This is a genomic window from Sphingomonas sp. 320_CC (assembly GCF_059691795.1).
Genome location: NZ_JCAWAE010000003.1, coordinates 698,900 through 716,836, shown reverse-complemented (window position 1 = coordinate 716,836; position 17,937 = coordinate 698,900). Strand labels below are relative to the sequence as shown.

Sequence of the window (17,937 nt, the reverse complement as noted above, 5' to 3'; positions counted from 1 at the left end):
ATTAAAATGCATCCGCGACGCACGTTCGACCTGATCAGGGACGACCGCGCGCGGACAACGTCGGAGAAATCAGACGCGACGACGCTTCGAAGGGCGCACGCCGTTGTGCGGGATCGAGGTCACGTCGCGGATCGACGTGATCTGGAAACCGACTGCCTGAAGCGCGCGCAGTGCCGATTCGCGACCCGAGCCGGGGCCCTTGACCTCGACTTCGATCGTGCGGACGCCGTGCTCGGCGGCCTTCTTGCCGGCATCTTCCGCTGCGACCTGGGCCGCGTACGGAGTCGACTTGCGCGAGCCCTTGAAGCCCATTGCGCCGGCCGACGACCACGAGATCGCGTTGCCCTGGGCATCGGTGATCGTGATCATGGTGTTGTTGAAGCTGGCATTCACGTGAGCGACGCCAGAGGTGATGTTCTTGCGCTCGCGCCGCTTAATGCGCTGAGGTTCGCGTGCCATGGTGTATTTCCTGACCTGTATCTGCGTGACGCCGGGCGGCCCGTTGGGACCAGCGCCGGCGGAGTAATCCATTGAAAAAGTGGATTACTTCTTCTTGCCGGCGATCGGCTTGGCCTTGCCCTTGCGGGTGCGCGCATTGGTATGCGTGCGCTGGCCGCGGACCGGGAGGCCCTTGCGATGACGCAGGCCGCGATAGCAGGCGAGATCCATCAGGCGCTTGATGTTCATCGAGGTCTGGCGGCGCAGATCGCCCTCGACGGTGTGATCGGCGTCGATCGTCTCGCGGATGTGCAGGACTTCCTGGTCGGTCAGGTCCTGGACGCGTGCGGTATCGGCGATGCCGAGCTTCGCGACGATTTCCTTGGCCTTGGTCGAACCGATGCCGTGAATATAGGTCAGCGCGATCACCACGCGCTTGTTGGTCGGGATATTAACACCCGCGATACGTGCCATGAACTTGGTTCTCCTGCTCCACGAGGTCCGGCATGGCTGCACAGACCCCATCTCTTAGCGATGAACCGAAACGCACGATAGCGACGAACGCAAACAAGCGCCGCCGGAACCGTCGTGTCGGGGAGAGTTCGAATAGGCGCGCGCTAACGCAGTGTCAAGCGAGCGGTTCCGCGGCAGGCGGCACGGCTTGGCGCATCTTGAGCCAGCGGCGGAACGAGACGACCGTCCAGATCAGCTCGACCACCCCGAACGGCCACGCACCCTGGAGGAAACCGTAGATCGACCCGAGCACGCAGCCGAATGCGAAGCCGAGCGTCCACCAGTGCGAACCGGCTTCCTTGGCGTAGCATAGCAGGGTGAACGATACCGCGGCTAGGCCGAATAGAGAGAGTGCGTCCATTTGCGACGCTGTGCCCCCATTAAGAAAAAAGCGCCATGCCCTCACCCGCCATTCACCACGGGAAGTAGAGCGGCGCCACGCTATAGCGATCGAATTGACGCATTTACGAAAAAGGCCTCCGCCAACCGGCAGAGGCCTTTTCCATTACGCGAGGCGCGATTTACTTCTCGCCATTGTCCTTCACGCCGATCGTCGGAACGTCGACGGTTTCCGTCTCGGTCTTGACCTTCGGGACTTCGACCTTGGTCTTCGACGTTCCAACGACGACTTCCTTCGAGTCCATGTCGACCTTGGGCAATGCCCCGCCCTTGACCGAGACCTCGGGAAGCGCGCCACTCTTGGTGACGTTCGCGCTCCAGAAGCCGGTGGCGAACAGCAGGCCGACGATCACGACGATGACGAGCAAGACGATGGCGATCGTGGTACCCGGGCCGCGGCGTTTCACGACGACGGTATCGGTGGTGCGGTAATCTGACATTATACTCTCCCTGTTACTGTCCGGAAAACACCCGGAAGAACAGGTTGTTCCGTCGGCGCAACGGTAGGAGCGAAAGCCCGCATTTGTTCGCCGAATCTACCTTGAGTATCTTGCGCGCGCCGGGCGTTTACGGCCGGACAGCATTCCGATGTGGCCGCGCAAGTTTCACCCAAGTTAAGGCCACAATTGCAACCGCACGTGCTGACGGTGAACGTTCGGAATGGGAAGGGATGCAGACCGTCCGCTTTGGGGAGCGAACGGCTGGTTAGCTGCCGTCCCTCCGTGTAGGGTCAGGCAATGTTTGACCGATATCCGCACATCGGCAGTACTGCGTTTGACCGTGCAGGTGACGGATTCGTCTATTATTCGAACGCGTGGTCAAAAGGCGTTTTCGTCTCCGCGACCGCCCGAAACGCCTATCTTTTCGGACCTAGATCGGAATGGTTCGACGCACTTTTAGATCGTGAAGCAACGGTCGCTCGCCGACCGTATTGGCGCAGTCTTCGACGAATGCTGACGGCAATCCTTTTCCGTTACGATCCCGCTGAGGTGGATGCCTAACTCTGTTGTTGGGAAACCTCGTCGGTAGGCAGAACGTCCGAAAGTGGGCGGAAGCGGTCGTTCCCCGGCGGTTCCGGGACCTTTACTATGACCATAGAGCAAAATTCGTAAGCCGTTCACTTGCGCCCAAAAAGCTTCTCGATATCCGAATGCGCGAGCTTTACCCAGGTTGGGCGACCGTGGTTACATTGGCCCGAGTGCGGGGTGACTTCCATTTCGCGGAGGAGCGCGTTCATTTCGGGGACCGACAATATGCGGCCGGCGCGGACGGAGCCGTGGCAGGCCATCGTACCGGCTACTGCGTCTAGACGCTCCTTCAGGGAGAGGGCTTCGTCGAAGGCGGCGAGTTCGTCGGCCAGGTCGGTTACCAGGCCTTTGGGGTCGCTTTGGCCGAGCAAGGCTGGGGTTGCGCGGACGAGCATGGCGTGGGGGCCGAAGCGTTCTAGGTCCAGGCCGAATTCGGAGAGTTCTTCGGCGCGGGATTCAAGGCGGTCGCAGGCGGATTCGTCGAGTTCTACAACTTCGGGGATCAGCAGGGCTTGGCTCGCGATGGTGCCGCCGATCAGGGCTGCGCGCATGCGTTCGAGAACGAGGCGTTCGTGGGCGGCGTGCTGGTCGACCAGGACGAGGCCGTCTTCGGCTTCGGCTACTATGTAGGTTTTTGCGACCTGGCCGCGCGCTACGCCCATCGGGAAGGCTGTGGTTTGGGGTGGGGGTGCCCAGGCGGGTTCTGCACGCGCCTGCGGGGGCGCGGCGAAGAAGGTCGGGCGAGAATCGTTGACCGCGCCGTAGTGGCGATTTTCCAGCGGGAGCCTTTCGGGCGTGCCCTCACCTTCCCATCCGCTTTGCGGACGGGCCCCTTCCTCTCCCCGGGGGGGAGAGGAGTTTTCGGGTTGCCACATGGCGAGCGCGGAGTCGCTGGCGCGTTGGCTTCTGTGGCCGGCGGCGTCGAGGGCGCGGCGCAAGCCGGAGACGATAAGGCCTCTTACCATTGCGGGATCGCGGAAGCGGACTTCGGTCTTGGCGGGGTGGACGTTGACGTCGACCTGGTCGGTGGGGATGTCGAGGAACAGCGCCACCACCGCGTGGCGATCGCGGGGGAGCATTTCGGCATAGGCGCCGCGGATCGCGCCCATCAGCAGGCGGTCCTTTACCGGGCGGCCGTTGACGAAGAGGTACTGGTGGTCGGCGATGCCGCGGTTGTAGGTCGGCAGGCTCGCGACGCCGCCTAGCACGAGGACCCCGGAGTCCGTAGGGCGTTCGAGGTCGATTGCGACCGAATTGTCGGCGAGCGCGCGGTCGGTGAGCGTCGCCACCCTGCCCGGCCGGTCCTCGATCTGCATCACCGACAGCGCGCGGCGGCCGTCATGTTCCAGCGTGAAGCCGATGTCGGGGCGCGCCATCGCGAGCCGGCGAACGACGTCAAGGCAGGCGGCGTATTCGGCGCGGGGGGAGCGGAGGAACTTGCGGCGGGCGGGGACGCGCGCGAACAGGTCCTCGACGACGACGCGGGTGCCGGGTGGGAGCGCGGCGGGGCCTTCGCGCTCGACCCGGCCATTGTCGACGGTGCGTGCCCAGCCTTCGGCGCCGCGGATCCGGCTTTCGATCGTCAGCCTTGCGACGCTCGCGATCGAGGGCAACGCCTCGCCGCGAAAGCCGAGCGTCACGACCGATTCGATGAACTCGTCGGGCAGCTTGGAAGTCGCGTGGCGTTCGAGTGCCAAGGCCATGTCGGCGGGGGTCATGCCGCAGCCGTCGTCGGCGACTTCGATCCGCGACGTGCCGCCCTCAACGAGGAGAATCGCGATGCGTCCTGCCCCTGCGTCGATGGCGTTTTCGACTAACTCCTTCAACGCGCTGGCGGGTCTTTCCACCACTTCACCGGCGGCGATGCGATTGACCAGATGCTCGGGGAGACGCCGTATTGACATGGGTTTGCGTCTAGACCAAGCGACGGCATCCCGCGACCCGCAAACGCAAGCACCCGGTGAGTTAAACACCGGCGGGCCACGCGAGATTTTTGTGCGATGGGCTGCCCGTCCGGCGGCCAAGGATTACGGGACCCTGATTGAATGGCCTTCTACTCGCGTTTCTTCAAGTTCATGTCGCACGACATGGCGATCGACCTCGGCACCGCGAACACCGTCGTCTACGTCCGTGGCCGCGGCATCGTCCTGAACGAGCCGTCGGTGGTCGCGGTCGAGACGATCAACGGCATCAAGCGCGTCAAGGCGGTCGGCGACGACGCCAAGATGATGATGGGCAAGACGCCGGGCAACATCGAGGCGATCCGGCCTTTGCGCGACGGCGTGATCGCGGACATCGACGTCGCCGAGCAGATGATCAAGTATTTCATCCAGAAGGTACATGGGCCCCGCAAGTTCGCGCGCTGGCCCGAGATCGTGATCTGCGTGCCGTCGGGCTCCACTAAGGTCGAGCGCCGCGCGATCCGCGATGCCGCGTCGAACGCGGGCGCGTCGCAGGTCTGGCTGATCGAGGAGCCGATGGCGGCAGCGATCGGCGCGGACATGCCGGTGACCGAGCCGATCGGTTCGATGGTTGTCGATATCGGCGGCGGCACGACCGAAGTCGCGGTGTTGTCGCTGCGCGGTCTCGCCTACACGACCTCGGTGCGCGTCGGCGGCGACAAGATGGACGAGGCGATCGTTTCCTATGTGCGCCGCAACCATAACCTCCTGATCGGCGAAGCGACGGCGGAGCGGATCAAGAAGGAAGTCGGCATCGCCAAGCCGCCGGTCGACGGCATCGGCATGATCATCCAGATCAAGGGCCGCGATCTCGTCAACGGCGTGCCCAAGGAGATCCAGATCAACCAGGGCCAGATCGCCGAGGCGCTGAGCGAGCCGGTCGCGACGATTGTCGAGGGCGTCCGTGTGGCGCTCGAGAACACCGCGCCCGAGCTGGCTGCGGACATCGTCGACCAGGGCATCGTGCTGACCGGCGGCGGCGCGCTGCTCCAGGGTCTGGACGAAGTGCTGCGCGACGAGACCGGCCTGCCGGTGACGGTCGCCGAGGACCCGCTGACCTGCGTCGCGCTCGGCACCGGTCGCGCGCTCGAGGATCCGTTGTTCCGCGGCGTGCTGATGAGCGGCTAAGGGTTTGCTTTTGCTTTAAGACACGCGGACACGAAATCGCGCCACCGAGTCGCGGGGGATCAGCCCTCGCGCTTTGGCGGCGCCCGAGACAGGGGGACAGGCGCATGGCGCCAGCCCGCGACCGGCGCACGGGGTTTTCCCGGCGTCGGCAATATGGTGTGTTCATGGGCTATGTGCTCGCCGTCGCTGGTGCGGTGGTGGGCCTGGTGCTGCTCGTCGCGTCGACGTTCAATCCGCCCGCGTTTTCCGCGCTGCGGATGGGGGTCGCGGGGGTGACGACGCCGGTCTCGACCGGGCTCGCCACCGTGGGCACGTCGATCTCGGGCATCCCCGATGCGATCGGCAACTACTTCTTCGTGAAGCAGGAGAACGTCGCGTTGCGGGCCGATCGCGAACGGACGCGGGCGCTGCTGATGCGCGCGCGGACGATCGCGTATGACAATCGCCGGTTGCGCAGCCTGCTCGCGATCCGCGAACGCTCGACCGCGCCGGTGGTGACCGCGCGGCTGGTGAGTTCGAGTGCTTCGAGCGGGCGGCGCTATGCGCTGCTCAATGCGGGTCGCTGGAACGGTGTGCTGCCCGGCATGCCCGTTCGCGGCCCCGACGGCCTGATCGGTCGCGTGGTCGAGACCGGGCCCAACGCGGCGCGCGTGCTGTTGCTCAGCGACGGCGACAGCATCGTACCCGTCCGCCGCACCCGCGACGGCATGCCGGCGATTGCGGCGGGGCGCGGCGACGGGATGATCGACATCCGCTCGGTCAACGCCACCAACGTGCGCTTCAACGCGGGCGACCTGTTCGTGACGACCGGCACCGGTGGCATCTACGCGCCCGGCGTACCCGTCGCGCGCGTGACAAAGGCTGGGTCGGACTCGGTTATGGCGCGCGCGTTCGCCGATCCCGACACGCTCGATTTCGCACTTGTCGAGCGGATGTTCATGCCGGTGCCCCCGCCTCGTCCGGTGGCGCAGCAATGAGTCGCGCTCGCGTCGTCGACAGCGTCGACTACAAGCCGTTCGAGACCAAGATCCCGGCGGGCCGGTCGCGTGCGATACCTTGGGCAACGGTGATGGCGGGATCGCTGATCACGATCATCCCGGTGGTCGCGACGATCCCGCTGCTCCCGCCGTTCGGGTTCGTCATGCTGCTTGCGTGGCGGCTGCTCGCGCGGTTCGCGTTCAAGCCCTGGGCCGCCGCGCCGCTCGGCTTCTTCGACGATCTCGTCAGCGGCCAGCCACTCGGCAGCGCCGTGCTGATGTGGTCGCTCGCGTTCGTCGCGATCGACATGATCGAACAGCGGCTCGCCTTCCGCGACTATTGGCAGGACTGGCTGATCGCCGGCGGGCTGATCGCCGCGTGCATTCTGGTCGGCCGTTTCATCGCGGTGCCGGTCGGCGCGCATGTCGACACGATCCTGATCGCGCAGATCGCGGTCACGATCCTGATGTTCCCACTGGCGGCCCGCATCGTCGCGGCGATCCAGAACAAACGGGGCGCCGAGTGAGGAATACCCCGCGGATCGTTACCGAGATGTCGCAGGCATACAGCTTCTCGCGGCGCGCCTGGATGCTGGGCGCGGCGCAAGGCGGCGTCGGGCTGCTGCTCGCGGGCCGGATGGCGTGGCTGTCGATCGCGCAGAACGAGCGCTACACGCAAATGTCCGAGAGCAACCGCGTCAACATGACGCTGTTGCCGCCGCGCCGCGGCTGGATCGTCGATCGCCACGGCGTGCCGATCGCCAACAACCGCACCGATTTTCGCGTCGACATCATCCCCGACCGCCTGCGCGACAAGGAGCGCGTGCTGCCGCTGCTCGGCCGCATCCTCCAGTTGCCGCCCGAGGAAGTCGAGCGGATCGCGATCGACCTCGAACACGCCGCCGGGTTCCAGCCGGTCCAGGTCGCGGAGAATCTCGACTGGGAGCGGTTCGCCGCGGTCAGCGTCCGACTGCCTGAACTGCCCGGCGTCGCGCCGACGCGGGGCTTTGCACGCAGCTATCCGGCAGGGGCTGCGGTTGCGCACCTGACCGGCTATGTCGGCGTGCCCAATGCCGAACAGTACAAGAAGACGCACGACCCTCTGCTCGTCACCCCCGGCTTCAAGCTCGGCAAGGACGGGCTCGAGAAGATGCTCGAGGCCGAATTGCGCGGCGTCGCCGGCGCCAAGCGCGTCGAGGTCACCGCGCGCGGCAAACTGGTCGCCGAACTCGCGACCAAGCCCGACGTCCCCGGCAAGACCGCACGGCTGACGATCGACGTGGGGCTTCAGGAATATGCCGCACGTCGCCTCGGCACCAACTCCGGGTCGGTCGTGGTGCTCGATACCCGCACCGGCGAGATGCTCGCGATGGTGTCGATGCCGGCCTATGATCCCAACAGCTTTTCGGACGGGATCAGCCATCTCGAATGGCAGATGCTGAGCGACGACGATCACGTGCCGCTGATGAACAAGGTCACGCAGGGGCTGTATCCGCCGGGCTCGACGGTGAAGCCGATGAACGGCCTTGCGCTGATGAACGCCGGCGTCGATCCGAGCACGCGCGTCAATTGTTCGGGCGCGATGCGGCTCGGGACCAGCGTGTTCCATTGCCACAAGAAAAGCGGCCACGGTCCGCTCGATCTCAAGAACGCGATCATGCAGAGTTGCGACATCTATTTCTACGAGATGGCGCGGCGGGTCGGCTACAACGCGATCGCGCCGATCGCGCGGACGCTCGGCATGGGGCAGAAGTTCGACCTGCCCTTCTCGACGCAGCGTTATGGCACGGTCCCCGATCCGGCGTGGAAGCTGAAGAAGTACAAGCACGACTGGACCGTGGCGGATTCGCTCAACGCGTCGATCGGCCAGGGCTATGTGCTGGCCAACCCGTTGCAGCTCGCGGTGATGGCGGCGCGGCTGGCCTCGGGGCGTGCGTTGCAGCCGAGTATCCTCGCTAGCCACATCCACCGCGACTCCCCTGCACTAGCGATCGATTCCGAGCATCTCGCGCGCGTCCGCGATGCGATGTTCGGGGTGATCAACCAGGGCGGTACCGGCGGCGCGGCGAAACTGCTGATCCCCGGGGTCGCGATCGCGGGCAAGACCGGCACCGCGCAGGTGCGCCGCATCACGATGGCGGAGCGGCGCTCGGGTGTGCTCAAGAACGGGCAGCTGCCGTTCAAGATGCGCGACCATGCGCTGTTCATCGGCTTCGCACCCGCCGATAACCCGCGGTATGCGCTGGCGGTAGTGCTCGAGCATAACGGCCACACGGTGCGCAATCTCGACACGCCGATGATCGGCCGCGACATCATGACCTACATGCTCGATCGCGAGCGCGCGCTGAAATCGCTCGCCGAAGTCGAACCGACCTGGGGCGGCGATATCCGCACGCGCATGGCCGCGACCGCGGAGACGTACCGCAAGGCGCAATCCGCACCCCCGGCGGCAATCGCCACCAAGACCGACGCGGTCGTGCCCAGCGACGCTCCTGCGGTCGAGAACGCCACAGACATGGCCAACGCCACGCAGGAAGCGCTGACGGCACCAGGCGCAACCGTTGCAGAAGACGACTCGCGGGACCGCCAGCAATGACCTTAGCCGAGCGCCGCCCATGAACCGTATCGTCCCCGAACCGCTCGCCAAGCTGCCGTGGCGCGTCCTGCTGCTGGTGGTCGCGATCGGCTGTTTTGGCCAGGTCGTGCTGTATTCCGCGGCCGGCGGCTCGCTCAAGCCCTGGGCGCTGTCGCAGGGCATCCGCTTCTTCGTCCTGCTCGCCGGTGCGATCGCCTTGTCCTACGTCCCCGAGCGGACATGGAAGGCGGGCTCGCTGCCTACCTATGCGCTGATCGTCGTATCGCTGGTCGCGGTCGAGATCCTCGGCAAGGTCTCGGGCGGGTCGCAACGCTGGCTCGACCTCGGTTTCATCCGCCTGCAGCCGTCCGAGTTCATGAAGCCCGCGATCGTGCTTGCCTGCGCGAAATTCTACGACATGCTTCCGCCCGGCGAGACGCGACGGTTCAGCGCGGTATGGCCCGCGGCGCTACTGATCGGCGTCCCCGCCGCGATCGTCATGAAGCAGCCCGATCTCGGCACCGCGCTGATGATCTGCGCGGGCGGCGCGACGGTGATGTTCCTCGCGGGGATCCCGCTGCGCCTGTTCGTCGGCGGCGCGATCACCGCCGCGGTGGCGATCCCGCTCGCGATCAACTTCGCGCTGCACGATTACCAGCGCAACCGCATCCTGATCTTCCTCGATCCCGAGAGCGACCCGCTCGGCACTGGCTATCACATCAGCCAGTCGAAGATCGCGATCGGCTCGGGCGGGATCTGGGGCAAGGGCTTCCTCCAGGGCACGCAGAGCCATCTCGACTACCTCCCCGAGGGGCATACCGACTTCGTCTTCGCGACGATGGCGGAGGAATGGGGCCTGGTCGGCGGCTGCCTGCTGATCCTCGCCTTCCTGCTGGTGATCCGCTGGGGAATCGAGGTCGGCCAGCGCGCGCAGACCCGCTTCGGCCGGCTGACCGCCGCCGGGCTGTCGACGACGATCTTCTTCTACGTCGCGATCAACCTGATGATGGTGATGGGCCTCGCCCCCGTCGTCGGCATCCCGTTGCCGCTGGTGAGCTTTGGCAGCTCGGCGCAGATGACCGTGCTGCTGTGCCTCGGCATCCTGATGTCGATCGACCGCCAGAACCGCAAGACGGTCGGCTGGTGAGGCGAAAACCGGTATAATTCGCAAAAAAGCGGCGCGATCGACGAAAACGGACTCGGATCGACGAAAAGGGGGTTGCGGCCCCCGATGAGTCTGCTAACAGCGCGCCTCCAGCAGCGGGGCGCCACACCAGGGCGCCACTCAAAACCGCCCCGGAATGGACGCATAGCTCAGTTGGTAGAGCAGCTGACTCTTAATCAGCGGGTCCTTGGTTCGAGCCCAAGTGCGTCCACCATCCACCACCATGAAAACAAACGATTTTCACGATGGCGGAGCTTTGTTCTCCCGACATGTTCCGACACGGTCTTCCGACAAATGCTGGCTCGACGTCCGGCTTAATCCTGATACCCGTTTGCTCAGGGTGATGCATTCAAACGAGCGGCAAAGCGCGACTTGCTTCACACAAGCTTTGGGGTCCCGTTGAGCCACGAGACTTTTCCTATCACGTTCGTGGTTGAAACCGATTTCGCTTAGGTGCATTGTGCTTTCGGCGGGATACGCCGGAACAACCTCTCACTCTGTGTTCCAAGTAGCACAGGGGACCAAGCGGACGGCCGTCCTAGAAGTGACGACCTATCGGCCGACTGGGTTAACGGAGGCCGGGGCCCGCCAATTTACGTTTTGTAACCGAACGAATTGAATAGTGGTCTACTGGGCTCCGGCACCTCTGCTTGGTGCGTAAGCGGCCATACTGTAACGCCCATGTTCGCGATCACGCCAGATCGGTCCTTAGCCAAGACTTTCTTCAAGGCGAGAGCCGGCGCCATATCCCAATTAGGTGAGGATGCATTTGCACCCTGATAGATTGCACTCGCAATGGCGTCTGCGATTTGGCACCCCGCAACTTTCTCGGCCGGTTCTACCGTCCAGTTCTCGCGGATCAAAAATGGCTCTCGAAGCCCCATTCCTGACAGAGTGGGGCCTTTGCCATGAATTTGGCCCCTCAATCTGTCGAAATATCCGAACATCTTGTCGTAATCATGCCCGCCTCGGTTCGCGAAGATAACCTTCAAAGGCGATAATGGTATCTTCTCCTTGAGGTGCCATTGCTCTGCCCACCTCGTCACCCGTTCTAAAAGAAGCCTCATGCACCAATTATAGAACTGGTCGCCTTTGGGCATCTTTCCTAGGACTGGATTTACGTGTGATCGCATATTGCTTTTATGCGTTGCAATGCAAAATGCTCTTATTGGTAGCGAGGCCACGCCTTGGCACAAGGGAACACGTTTGTCCCGGTGGACGCGCGCATAGTGTAGTGATGTACTCTGCGTCGAACAGGCAGCCGCTTGCAAGGATTGCACCCATTCAACCGGCTCAAGATTTCGGTCCGTCCGTATAACGCACGCGGACAACGTCATCCATTCATGACGCATTTCGAGGTAGTGGAGGCCGTCACGGACCCCCGGATCTCCCGATTCGTCAATGTACACAGTCAGACTTGTCATGCCGCCAACTTAGTCAGACGGCCTCGAGAGTCGAATCGCAATGACTCGCATGTACGCGTCGCCCAGCGGACGTTGCCTTGGATAACTATTAAACGTCGGCTAGTTCTTTTAAATGGGTCCGACGCGCAGCCGCTATGCGCCTGGCCTTGTCCGCATTGGCTTTGTTGTAGATGCGCGTCACAGCCAGCGTCTTGTGACCCGAAACCGCACGCACGTCGTCCTCACCAGCGTTGCCAATCTCCGTGATCCCACCGTGTCGAAACCCGGTGAACGTCATATTCTTCGGTAGACCAGCTTCCACGCAGATCTTGCGATGGACCGACGACATGCGCCGCTCCTGGTACTTTTGCCCGCTGCGCTCCTCGAGCACGATCACCTGGGCGTCGGTAGCGACCACCTTGCGCGATCGGGCGAGCTCCTCCTCCAGTTCGGGGTAGAGCGACACCGTCTCCGGTTTGCCGTCCTCGCCCGTCACCGTGATGGAGAGCGGCAAGGTGACCGGGTTGCCGGTCTTTGACTGAACGAGGCTGATCTCCTCACCCGGCCGATAGCCCGCCCACTCAATGCCGCGGTGCTCCTTACCGTCTGGATCCTCGAACCCGAACGCATCCCAGACGCGCTGGCAGCATTCGAAGCACAGCGCCGCGGCGGTCGCCATAGACTGGAAGCCCAGCTTACGCGCCGTCTCTCGATAGAGGTTGTACTCTGCCCTGCTGGTCTCTCGATTGCCCTTAGCGGCCGTGCTGGACAGCCCCATGCCCTTGAACGGGTTCTCCTTCACCCCGGTCACGCGGTGATGACGTGCTGCCCAGGTCCAGACGAGCCGACAGACCTGCATGGCGTACGCCGCCTGTCGGTCACCCTTCTCCTTCAGCTTCTGGTACAGCTTGTCCGCGACGGTCGCGTCGACCTTGGATGCCATGCGTTTACCGAGCGGCGGCTGACCGGCTTTCGGTTCGAATGCCACCAGCATGTCCATGAGGGCCTTGTAGTCCTTGCGGGTCTTCGCCTTGTTCTTGGTGAAGCGCTCCTGCTCCCGGTACCACTGAAACAGCCAAGCGACGCTGCCTTCAGCGATACGTCCCTGTCCCATCTCGCCGGTCCGCCATTCGCGCAGCGCATCGTTCAGCGCGGCGCCCTTAGCGTGGACCTGCGCCAAGTCAGTGCCGAGCGCTGTCGAGAGCACCGGGCACGCCTGGCCATGACGCACGGCGGGTGTGAGCTTGCCGGTCTTCTGATCCTTTGTCGGCCGCGCCCAAGCCGGCAGCTCGAAATAGTAGCCGGTCTTGTCGCCGGCGAGTTTCATCGGCCGGACGTATGCCGGCAGTCGTGCGATCGCCATCAATCGAACTCGATCGCGCCATCGTCAGCGGCGGCGGCGAATAGGCTTTGCACGGCAGCATCGAGTGACGAACGTGCAGCGATCGCAGCACCACGAGGGCCACGCATGCAAAAGCGGACAGTGCCACGGCGCTCCCACTCGCGCAGCTGAGCATCGGCCACGCCGGTGTAGGCGAGCGCCATCTCTCGGGTCATCGCGACAGGCCAGTCCGGCAGCCGCTCCAGTGCGAGGCCCATCAGTGGATGCTCCCGAATGTTGACGTGGGATAGGAAGACTGGCCGGAACCCGCCCGCGGTCGCCGCGCGTTCGAACCGTTCCACCAGAGGAGCAGATCATGACCGACGGCAAGCAAACCGACCCGAGCGCAGCTGACTTCAAGGATACCGCCAAAAAGAGTGCCGAGGCTGGTATTGCAGACGAAAGCGCTGCTTACGAGCAGGCGATCGAAGGAGACGACGACAAGGTTGCCGAGGGCAAGTGGAAGTCGACGGACGACGGCAGCGGCACGAGTGAGACCGACTGACTGAGCATCCAGTGTCACGGGGCGCACACCAGGTGTCTGTGCCCCGTGACACGCTAATGACCTCAGTAGAAACGCATTTTTGGCGTTGGCATACTGCTCCGCATCTATTCCAATCTGCAGTTCCCGCGCTAATACCTGCGGAGGAACAGAACGGGGATAAGCGGCGATGGACGTTCCATGGAATGAGCTTGCAACGCTCATTCGGATCAAGGATCGAACGGGCAATACGGAAGCGGATCGGGAAATCCTTTTCGAAGGGCCGCTGTACCGAGTAATTGAGAAGGTCGCAGGCACACCGATCGAGGCAAGGCGAGGATACTCGGTTTCGTTGCCCGATCGCCGGGTGCGACCCCATACCTTCGACGGGCATGCACTTGTCGCGCTGATCGCAGACCTCAACCTTCGGCGCATCCGGAACGAGAAATCGGGCTGACTTAGCGTAGCCTTTGGGCGTGATCGCTGCGGTGTCATGCCGCGATCTTTCGGAATGGCGTAACGGTCGCGTCAGCCGTCCCGCCCTGCCCTATCCGTTCACCGTCATCCGGTCCGCCACCCGCGCCAATACGCGCGCTCCACTCTCCGCAACCGCGACTTTCGTGTGTCACAGGGAACATGGACACCGGGAACGGTGAGTTGCCCTGGACGACGCTTGGCGCCCGGCGTTGACACGTGCCTTCGTCGGCAGCGCACGACGGATCGCGCTGCGCATTTGCCAGCTTCGGCCCTGTGCGGTGCCAGTGACGGCACGACGCACACAAGTTAGCCGATCCGTTCTTCAGCATGTCGGAACCCTCCCGTCCCACTTGCCGCACTCGCTCTCTTGGTGCGTGACCGGGAAGGCGCTGGCGACGTAGAGGTCGCGCTCGATGTCGTCATATTCGGGCAGCGGTACGCTCAGGCCGGGAAGCATCCGCGCGAGCAGCGTCTCGCTGATGCGCGGCGGGTTGTACCGGCAATCGCCGAACTTCTTCGAGATGTCGCTCTCTGCATAGCGATCCCAGTGCCGGCAGGATGCACAGGTCATTCGTCGCCTCCACCGGTGGTAGCTGCGGCATCGTGGCGAGCACGCTGGGTCAGCACGCGGAGCATCATGTCGGCATCATCATGCTCGTCACCGTTTGGCCCGACCTGCGTGACAGTTCCGTCTGCCATCTGCACGAACACGCCATAGGGGTGCTCGCTGCTGTCGCATACGACACCGCCGGCGGTCATCGGGCGCGTGATGCCATCCATGCAAAGCGCCCAGCCTGACAGCGGGACCGTCCAATGCTCAGGTGTCGTATCCAACAGATAGTGGACCAGCTTCGTCCCGCGATCGGCGGGCATTATCTGGATTGGTCGGTGGAGCAGGTCCTCGAGCTCGTAGTCCGCGACCCGGATGTCCTCGCCGTTCTTCATCGTGACGATCGCAAACTTCATCTGGCCGACTGTCTGCACCAGCGGTCCGATTGCCTGTATTTTCGCTTACCGGCCGCCAGTCGGACACCATCGAACGAAAGAACTGGCTCATGCCACTGCCTCCGCTCTGCTTGCTGCATGGGCGGCGGCCGCGCGACGGTGTTCGGCACGCGCAGCCTCCTGCTCGACGAGGTAAGCAAGCAGCTCCGCGTCGTTTGGAAAACCACTGGGGTCGCACATCGTACCCACACCACGTATCGTTCCGTCCGGCATCCGTACGAAGCAGTCACCGTCCGCCGTGCCCGTTCCGCCATCGACGCCGCCGGGGGTTACCGGACGGACTTCGCCATCGACGCACAAAGCCCAGGCGACGACAGGCGTGGTGCTGAGTTCAGGAACGTCATCCTCGAGATACCAGTGGCACAGTCCGATACCCGGCTCTGCGGGCAATAGCTGGACCGGCCGCATCAGCAGGCGGTCGACGTCGTTTGCGCCGAGATCGAGCGACTTGCCGCCCTTCAGCTTCAAGGTTCGCACCGCGTAATTGCCGAAGGAGGCCGGCGCTGAGTGCTCGGGTCCGAGCTGCTCGATCTGTTCGAGGCTGTAGCCGGTCTCCGGCCAGCCGTGCGACAGCAGGCCGATCATGCGCCCTGCTCCGCCAGGCTCACGCCAGCGATGCGGGCAAGGTCCTCGATCGCGCCCCACGCCATGCGTTCATACATGCCGGACATACGCAGGCCTTCGACGAACTTGGGGTCCGCGGTGTTTGAGATCGCGAGGTCCGACCAGTCGCTGCCGTCTTGGTTCATGAATGCAACGCGGAGCTTCGCGATCGCGCCCTCGAGCGTAGTGGCGCGGGTATCGAGCACAACCATCTCGGCAGCGTCGACGCGGCCGAAGTAAGCGTCTTCCTGTTCCGTCGTCCACGGGCCTCTGTCGGCGGTCTCGAACTCGTGGCGCCTAGCCGCGAAAGCGGCAAGGAGCGGCTGGTCCGTCTGCAGGTGTGCGCCGTGCCGACCGAAGCGCCGCGCGTCGATCGTGATCCGGCGGATGACGTCGGGTGCGTACTTCAGATCCCAACCTTCGGCGCCTTCGAAGATCTTCAGCTTGATCGCCAGCTCCGACGCACTCGGTGCCGGGATCCGATAAAGCCGCTGAACCGCGTCATGCTCTGCCGTCAACAACGTATCGAACTGCTCTTGAACCTGGTCTGCGACCTTGTCCGTGACGTCCGCGTTAGCGAACGTGGGCGTATAAACGTCGCGATCGTAAGCATGCAGTGCGTGACTGGCCCCCTCATAATTGGCGTAAGCCTTCCGCCATGCGATCAGCGGGCCGCCCATGTAGCGATCGTAGCCAGCGGGGAGACCAGTCGACGTGACCTCCTCCTCGCGCGCGACACAATCTTCGCCGCGCGCAAAGCTGAACGCGCTGGTAACCGCGTGACCGATCTCGATCGACAGGGCGAGCCGGGACTTGGACACCTCCCAGGCCTTGGCGCTCAGTTCGTTCACGAGGTCCGGTATCGGCGAAAAGTTGCGCAGGTCCCTGCTCAGTCCGGCGAGCAGCTCGCCACCATTGACGTCGAACTCACCATACTTTCGATCGAACGGTCCGAACGCAGGAGCCTCAACCGTTTCGATACAGGTCAGGAGCATCCCGAACAGCAGATCGTGCACATTCTCGGCATCGACATCGCTGACCAGCGACAATGCCTTGGACGTGGCAGCGCAGCGCGCATCTCCATCGTCATCGGTCGTATAGAGCGCGCACGCGTGCGACGCAGCCTCACCCCAACGCAGGAATGCCGTATACATCGCGGGGGACAACAGATCGCGTGCTGTCTCGATCAGCGAACAGGTCATGCCCTGAATTAGCTTTACGTCAGCCGGGTCTGCGACGCCCTGGTTCCGAACCAGATCCTCGAGCGTGCCATCGCGAACGTCCGCCGGCAGCTTCGCCATCTCGTCGTGAACCGCAGCCGTTGCCTCGCCTGCGATGAAAGCGACCCGGATGTTCGGGCGCGGGGTGGGCGCCGGAGTGTATGCGAAATCGGTATGTTTGAGCTGCGTTGCCATGTGCGTTCTCCTACGAGGACGCAGGAGTGCGGCAGAGGCTTCCTATGGGAGCGTGCTGTACGGGCCTGCGATCACCGTCTGACGACCGCTAGGGTGCTCAGGTGATGACTATGTGTACGCTTAAGGCGTACACATGTCAATCTACGAACGTACAGATGTATGCGGCGACGTACTAGGGGACTAAGGCATCCGAGATGCTGATAAGCCGAGTCATTTCTTTGACGCGAGACAGAGACAGCTTTGCTACTGACTGCCCGTCAAACGACCTTATGTAGACATCGTCTCCATCCTGTCGCTCAAATGTCCCGAAGATAACCATGGCTGACGATCTGGGAAAGTCATGTTGATCTTCGTCATCAGTAGAGTCGAATATATCCGCGTCGAACTCCGCTATATGGGCGCAAACATCATCACCGAAGCGCACTGGTTCGGCGGAGTCAATAAAGATGATATCCCCTGGCTTATATCGGGGAAGCAAGGGATGACCGAATATCATTAAAGCGTAGATACCGGCGCGCCCTTGATAGCATGGTGGATGCCAAGCGTATTTAACGGGATTATCTAAGTCTAACATGTATAAACGAGCTATCGGTCCGTCTTCAGCACCAAATCGCTTTTGAATCGCAAACGTTGCTGGATAGACAGGGATATCTCGTAACAATCCGGATACTGACTTAAACTGATAGCGGTCTAAGTCGTTCTTCTTTGATGCCGTGAGGGCGAATATCTCATCCTCGTCTATTGGAGGAGATCCTCGGCCGACGAGTGCGCGCGCGAGACGCCCAGCGACGATCATGTCCAGCGACGGCGGATCATAATCTGCGTTGAAAAACTTTTGGACAGACGATCGCCCCCGATAACTGGCAGCAGCGGCAATCTCACCCATCGTGAGACCGCTGCGCTCGCGCAATGTCATGAGCTGACTACCAACTGTATCCATCAAAACGTACGAGCCTTGCATTTAGTACGCTTCAAGCGTACAGATCTA

Annotated in this window: 20 protein-coding genes and 1 tRNA gene; 8 read left to right on the top strand and 13 right to left on the bottom strand. The window is 63.1% G+C overall.

Annotation, left to right across the window (positions count from 1 at the left end; translation table 11 throughout):
• Positions 1–69 precede the first annotated feature (69 nt).
• The 5 genes from rpsK to mutL form a co-directional block, all read right to left on the bottom strand.
• Entirely contained in the window at positions 70–459 is a 390-nt protein-coding gene (gene rpsK, locus AC59GX_RS14865; protein WP_031395237.1) for a 30S ribosomal protein S11, read from the bottom strand.
• 84 nt (positions 460–543) lie between these two features.
• Positions 544–912, bottom strand: coding sequence for a 30S ribosomal protein S13 (gene rpsM / locus AC59GX_RS14860; RefSeq protein ID WP_056015521.1), 369 nt, complete (start codon positions 910–912; stop codon positions 544–546).
• Positions 913–1,066: 154 nt separating this feature from the next.
• A complete protein-coding gene (locus AC59GX_RS14855) occupies positions 1,067–1,312 on the bottom strand; it encodes a hypothetical protein (protein WP_426284336.1) in 246 nt (81 codons plus the stop codon).
• A 160-nt stretch (positions 1,313–1,472) separates the two neighbouring features.
• A complete protein-coding gene (locus AC59GX_RS14850) occupies positions 1,473–1,790 on the bottom strand; it encodes a hypothetical protein (RefSeq protein WP_056482681.1) in 318 nt (105 codons plus the stop codon).
• A gap of 677 nt (positions 1,791–2,467) precedes the next feature.
• Positions 2,468–4,282: a DNA mismatch repair endonuclease MutL gene (gene mutL / locus AC59GX_RS14845; RefSeq protein ID WP_497302019.1), complete on the bottom strand. Its 1,815-nt coding sequence runs from the start codon at positions 4,280–4,282 to the stop codon at positions 2,468–2,470.
• A gap of 141 nt (positions 4,283–4,423) precedes the next feature.
• Here mutL and AC59GX_RS14840 point away from each other — a divergent pair, with 141 nt between their 5' ends.
• The 6 genes from AC59GX_RS14840 (at position 4,424) to AC59GX_RS14815 (ending at position 10,398) form a co-directional block, all read left to right on the top strand.
• The gene (locus AC59GX_RS14840) at positions 4,424–5,467 is read left to right on the top strand and encodes a rod shape-determining protein (protein ID WP_055878614.1); all 1,044 of its coding nucleotides are present in this window, start codon (positions 4,424–4,426) and stop codon (positions 5,465–5,467) included.
• A 104-nt stretch (positions 5,468–5,571) separates the two neighbouring features.
• A complete protein-coding gene (locus AC59GX_RS14835; protein ID WP_426281169.1) occupies positions 5,572–6,444 on the top strand; it encodes a rod shape-determining protein MreC in 873 nt (290 codons plus the stop codon).
• On the top strand, positions 6,441–6,971 hold the full coding sequence (gene mreD / locus AC59GX_RS14830; RefSeq protein ID WP_082440961.1) for a rod shape-determining protein MreD: 531 nt from the start codon (positions 6,441–6,443) through the stop codon (positions 6,969–6,971). Before AC59GX_RS14835 ends, mreD begins: the two co-directional genes overlap by 4 nt.
• Before the next feature lie 26 nt (positions 6,972–6,997).
• Positions 6,998–9,040, top strand: coding sequence for a penicillin-binding protein 2 (gene mrdA / locus AC59GX_RS14825; RefSeq protein WP_497302054.1), 2,043 nt, complete (start codon positions 6,998–7,000; stop codon positions 9,038–9,040).
• 19 nt (positions 9,041–9,059) lie between these two features.
• On the top strand, positions 9,060–10,166 hold the full coding sequence (rodA, locus tag AC59GX_RS14820) for a rod shape-determining protein RodA (RefSeq protein ID WP_426281171.1): 1,107 nt from the start codon (positions 9,060–9,062) through the stop codon (positions 10,164–10,166).
• Positions 10,167–10,322: 156 nt separating this feature from the next.
• Positions 10,323–10,398: transfer RNA gene (locus tag AC59GX_RS14815), tRNA-Lys, on the top strand.
• A 379-nt stretch (positions 10,399–10,777) separates the two neighbouring features.
• Here AC59GX_RS14815 and AC59GX_RS14810 read toward each other — a convergent pair.
• From AC59GX_RS14810 to AC59GX_RS14800, 3 genes are all read right to left on the bottom strand, one after another.
• Complete coding sequence (locus AC59GX_RS14810; protein ID WP_497302018.1) at positions 10,778–11,608, bottom strand: DUF3800 domain-containing protein; 831 nt, start codon at positions 11,606–11,608, stop codon at positions 10,778–10,780.
• 88 nt (positions 11,609–11,696) lie between these two features.
• Positions 11,697–12,950, bottom strand: a complete 1,254-nt coding sequence (locus AC59GX_RS14805; RefSeq protein ID WP_497302017.1) for a site-specific integrase — start codon at positions 12,948–12,950, stop codon at positions 11,697–11,699.
• On the bottom strand, positions 12,950–13,186 hold the full coding sequence (locus AC59GX_RS14800; RefSeq protein ID WP_497302016.1) for a hypothetical protein: 237 nt from the start codon (positions 13,184–13,186) through the stop codon (positions 12,950–12,952). Before AC59GX_RS14800 ends, AC59GX_RS14805 begins: the two co-directional genes overlap by 1 nt.
• 98 nt (positions 13,187–13,284) lie before the next feature.
• On the opposite strand from AC59GX_RS14800, the gene AC59GX_RS14795 reads away from it, so the two are divergent.
• Both AC59GX_RS14795 and AC59GX_RS14790 read left to right on the top strand, forming a co-directional pair.
• On the top strand, positions 13,285–13,473 hold the full coding sequence (locus AC59GX_RS14795; RefSeq protein ID WP_093397053.1) for a hypothetical protein: 189 nt from the start codon (positions 13,285–13,287) through the stop codon (positions 13,471–13,473).
• 166 nt (positions 13,474–13,639) lie between these two features.
• Positions 13,640–13,906, top strand: a complete 267-nt coding sequence (locus AC59GX_RS14790; protein WP_497302015.1) for a hypothetical protein — start codon at positions 13,640–13,642, stop codon at positions 13,904–13,906.
• 342 nt (positions 13,907–14,248) lie between these two features.
• Here the strand turns inward: AC59GX_RS14790 and AC59GX_RS14785 are convergent, their stop codons facing one another.
• The 5 genes from AC59GX_RS14785 to AC59GX_RS14765 form a co-directional block, all read right to left on the bottom strand.
• Entirely contained in the window at positions 14,249–14,497 is a 249-nt protein-coding gene (locus AC59GX_RS14785; RefSeq protein ID WP_497302014.1) for a hypothetical protein, read from the bottom strand.
• Positions 14,494–14,910 (bottom strand): hypothetical protein, encoded by a 417-nt coding sequence (locus AC59GX_RS14780; protein WP_497302013.1) that lies wholly within the window; start codon positions 14,908–14,910, stop codon positions 14,494–14,496. The genes AC59GX_RS14785 and AC59GX_RS14780 overlap by 4 nt, the downstream gene beginning before the upstream one ends.
• 69 nt (positions 14,911–14,979) lie before the next feature.
• The gene (locus AC59GX_RS14775; protein ID WP_497302012.1) at positions 14,980–15,516 is read right to left on the bottom strand and encodes a hypothetical protein; all 537 of its coding nucleotides are present in this window, start codon (positions 15,514–15,516) and stop codon (positions 14,980–14,982) included.
• Positions 15,513–16,949 (bottom strand): hypothetical protein, encoded by a 1,437-nt coding sequence (locus AC59GX_RS14770; protein ID WP_497302011.1) that lies wholly within the window; start codon positions 16,947–16,949, stop codon positions 15,513–15,515. Before AC59GX_RS14770 ends, AC59GX_RS14775 begins: the two co-directional genes overlap by 4 nt.
• Before the next feature lie 172 nt (positions 16,950–17,121).
• The gene (locus tag AC59GX_RS14765; RefSeq protein ID WP_497302010.1) at positions 17,122–17,892 is read right to left on the bottom strand and encodes a hypothetical protein; all 771 of its coding nucleotides are present in this window, start codon (positions 17,890–17,892) and stop codon (positions 17,122–17,124) included.
• Positions 17,893–17,937: the final 45 nt, after the last annotated feature.

Coding starts and splice junctions, on each gene's coding strand:
- rpsK (WP_031395237.1), bottom strand. CDS start 459: ATGGCACGCGAACCTCAGCGCATTAAGCGGCGCGAGCGCAAGAACATC.
- AC59GX_RS14835 (WP_426281169.1), top strand. CDS start 5,572: ATGGCGCCAGCCCGCGACCGGCGCACGGGGTTTTCCCGGCGTCGGCAA.
- AC59GX_RS14805 (WP_497302017.1), bottom strand. CDS start 12,950: ATGGCGATCGCACGACTGCCGGCATACGTCCGGCCGATGAAACTCGCC.
- rodA (WP_426281171.1), top strand. CDS start 9,060: ATGAACCGTATCGTCCCCGAACCGCTCGCCAAGCTGCCGTGGCGCGTC.
- AC59GX_RS14790 (WP_497302015.1), top strand. CDS start 13,640: ATGGACGTTCCATGGAATGAGCTTGCAACGCTCATTCGGATCAAGGAT.
- rpsM (WP_056015521.1), bottom strand. CDS start 912: ATGGCACGTATCGCGGGTGTTAATATCCCGACCAACAAGCGCGTGGTG.
- mrdA (WP_497302054.1), top strand. CDS start 6,998: ATGTCGCAGGCATACAGCTTCTCGCGGCGCGCCTGGATGCTGGGCGCG.
- AC59GX_RS14800 (WP_497302016.1), bottom strand. CDS start 13,186: ATGGGCCTCGCACTGGAGCGGCTGCCGGACTGGCCTGTCGCGATGACC.
- AC59GX_RS14855 (WP_426284336.1), bottom strand. CDS start 1,312: ATGGACGCACTCTCTCTATTCGGCCTAGCCGCGGTATCGTTCACCCTG.
- AC59GX_RS14795 (WP_093397053.1), top strand. CDS start 13,285: ATGACCGACGGCAAGCAAACCGACCCGAGCGCAGCTGACTTCAAGGAT.
- AC59GX_RS14810 (WP_497302018.1), bottom strand. CDS start 11,608: ATGACAAGTCTGACTGTGTACATTGACGAATCGGGAGATCCGGGGGTC.
- AC59GX_RS14850 (WP_056482681.1), bottom strand. CDS start 1,790: ATGTCAGATTACCGCACCACCGATACCGTCGTCGTGAAACGCCGCGGC.
- mutL (WP_497302019.1), bottom strand. CDS start 4,282: ATGTCAATACGGCGTCTCCCCGAGCATCTGGTCAATCGCATCGCCGCC.
- AC59GX_RS14770 (WP_497302011.1), bottom strand. CDS start 16,949: ATGGCAACGCAGCTCAAACATACCGATTTCGCATACACTCCGGCGCCC.
- AC59GX_RS14840 (WP_055878614.1), top strand. CDS start 4,424: ATGGCCTTCTACTCGCGTTTCTTCAAGTTCATGTCGCACGACATGGCG.
- AC59GX_RS14785 (WP_497302014.1), bottom strand. CDS start 14,497: ATGACCTGTGCATCCTGCCGGCACTGGGATCGCTATGCAGAGAGCGAC.
- AC59GX_RS14775 (WP_497302012.1), bottom strand. CDS start 15,516: ATGATCGGCCTGCTGTCGCACGGCTGGCCGGAGACCGGCTACAGCCTC.
- mreD (WP_082440961.1), top strand. CDS start 6,441: ATGAGTCGCGCTCGCGTCGTCGACAGCGTCGACTACAAGCCGTTCGAG.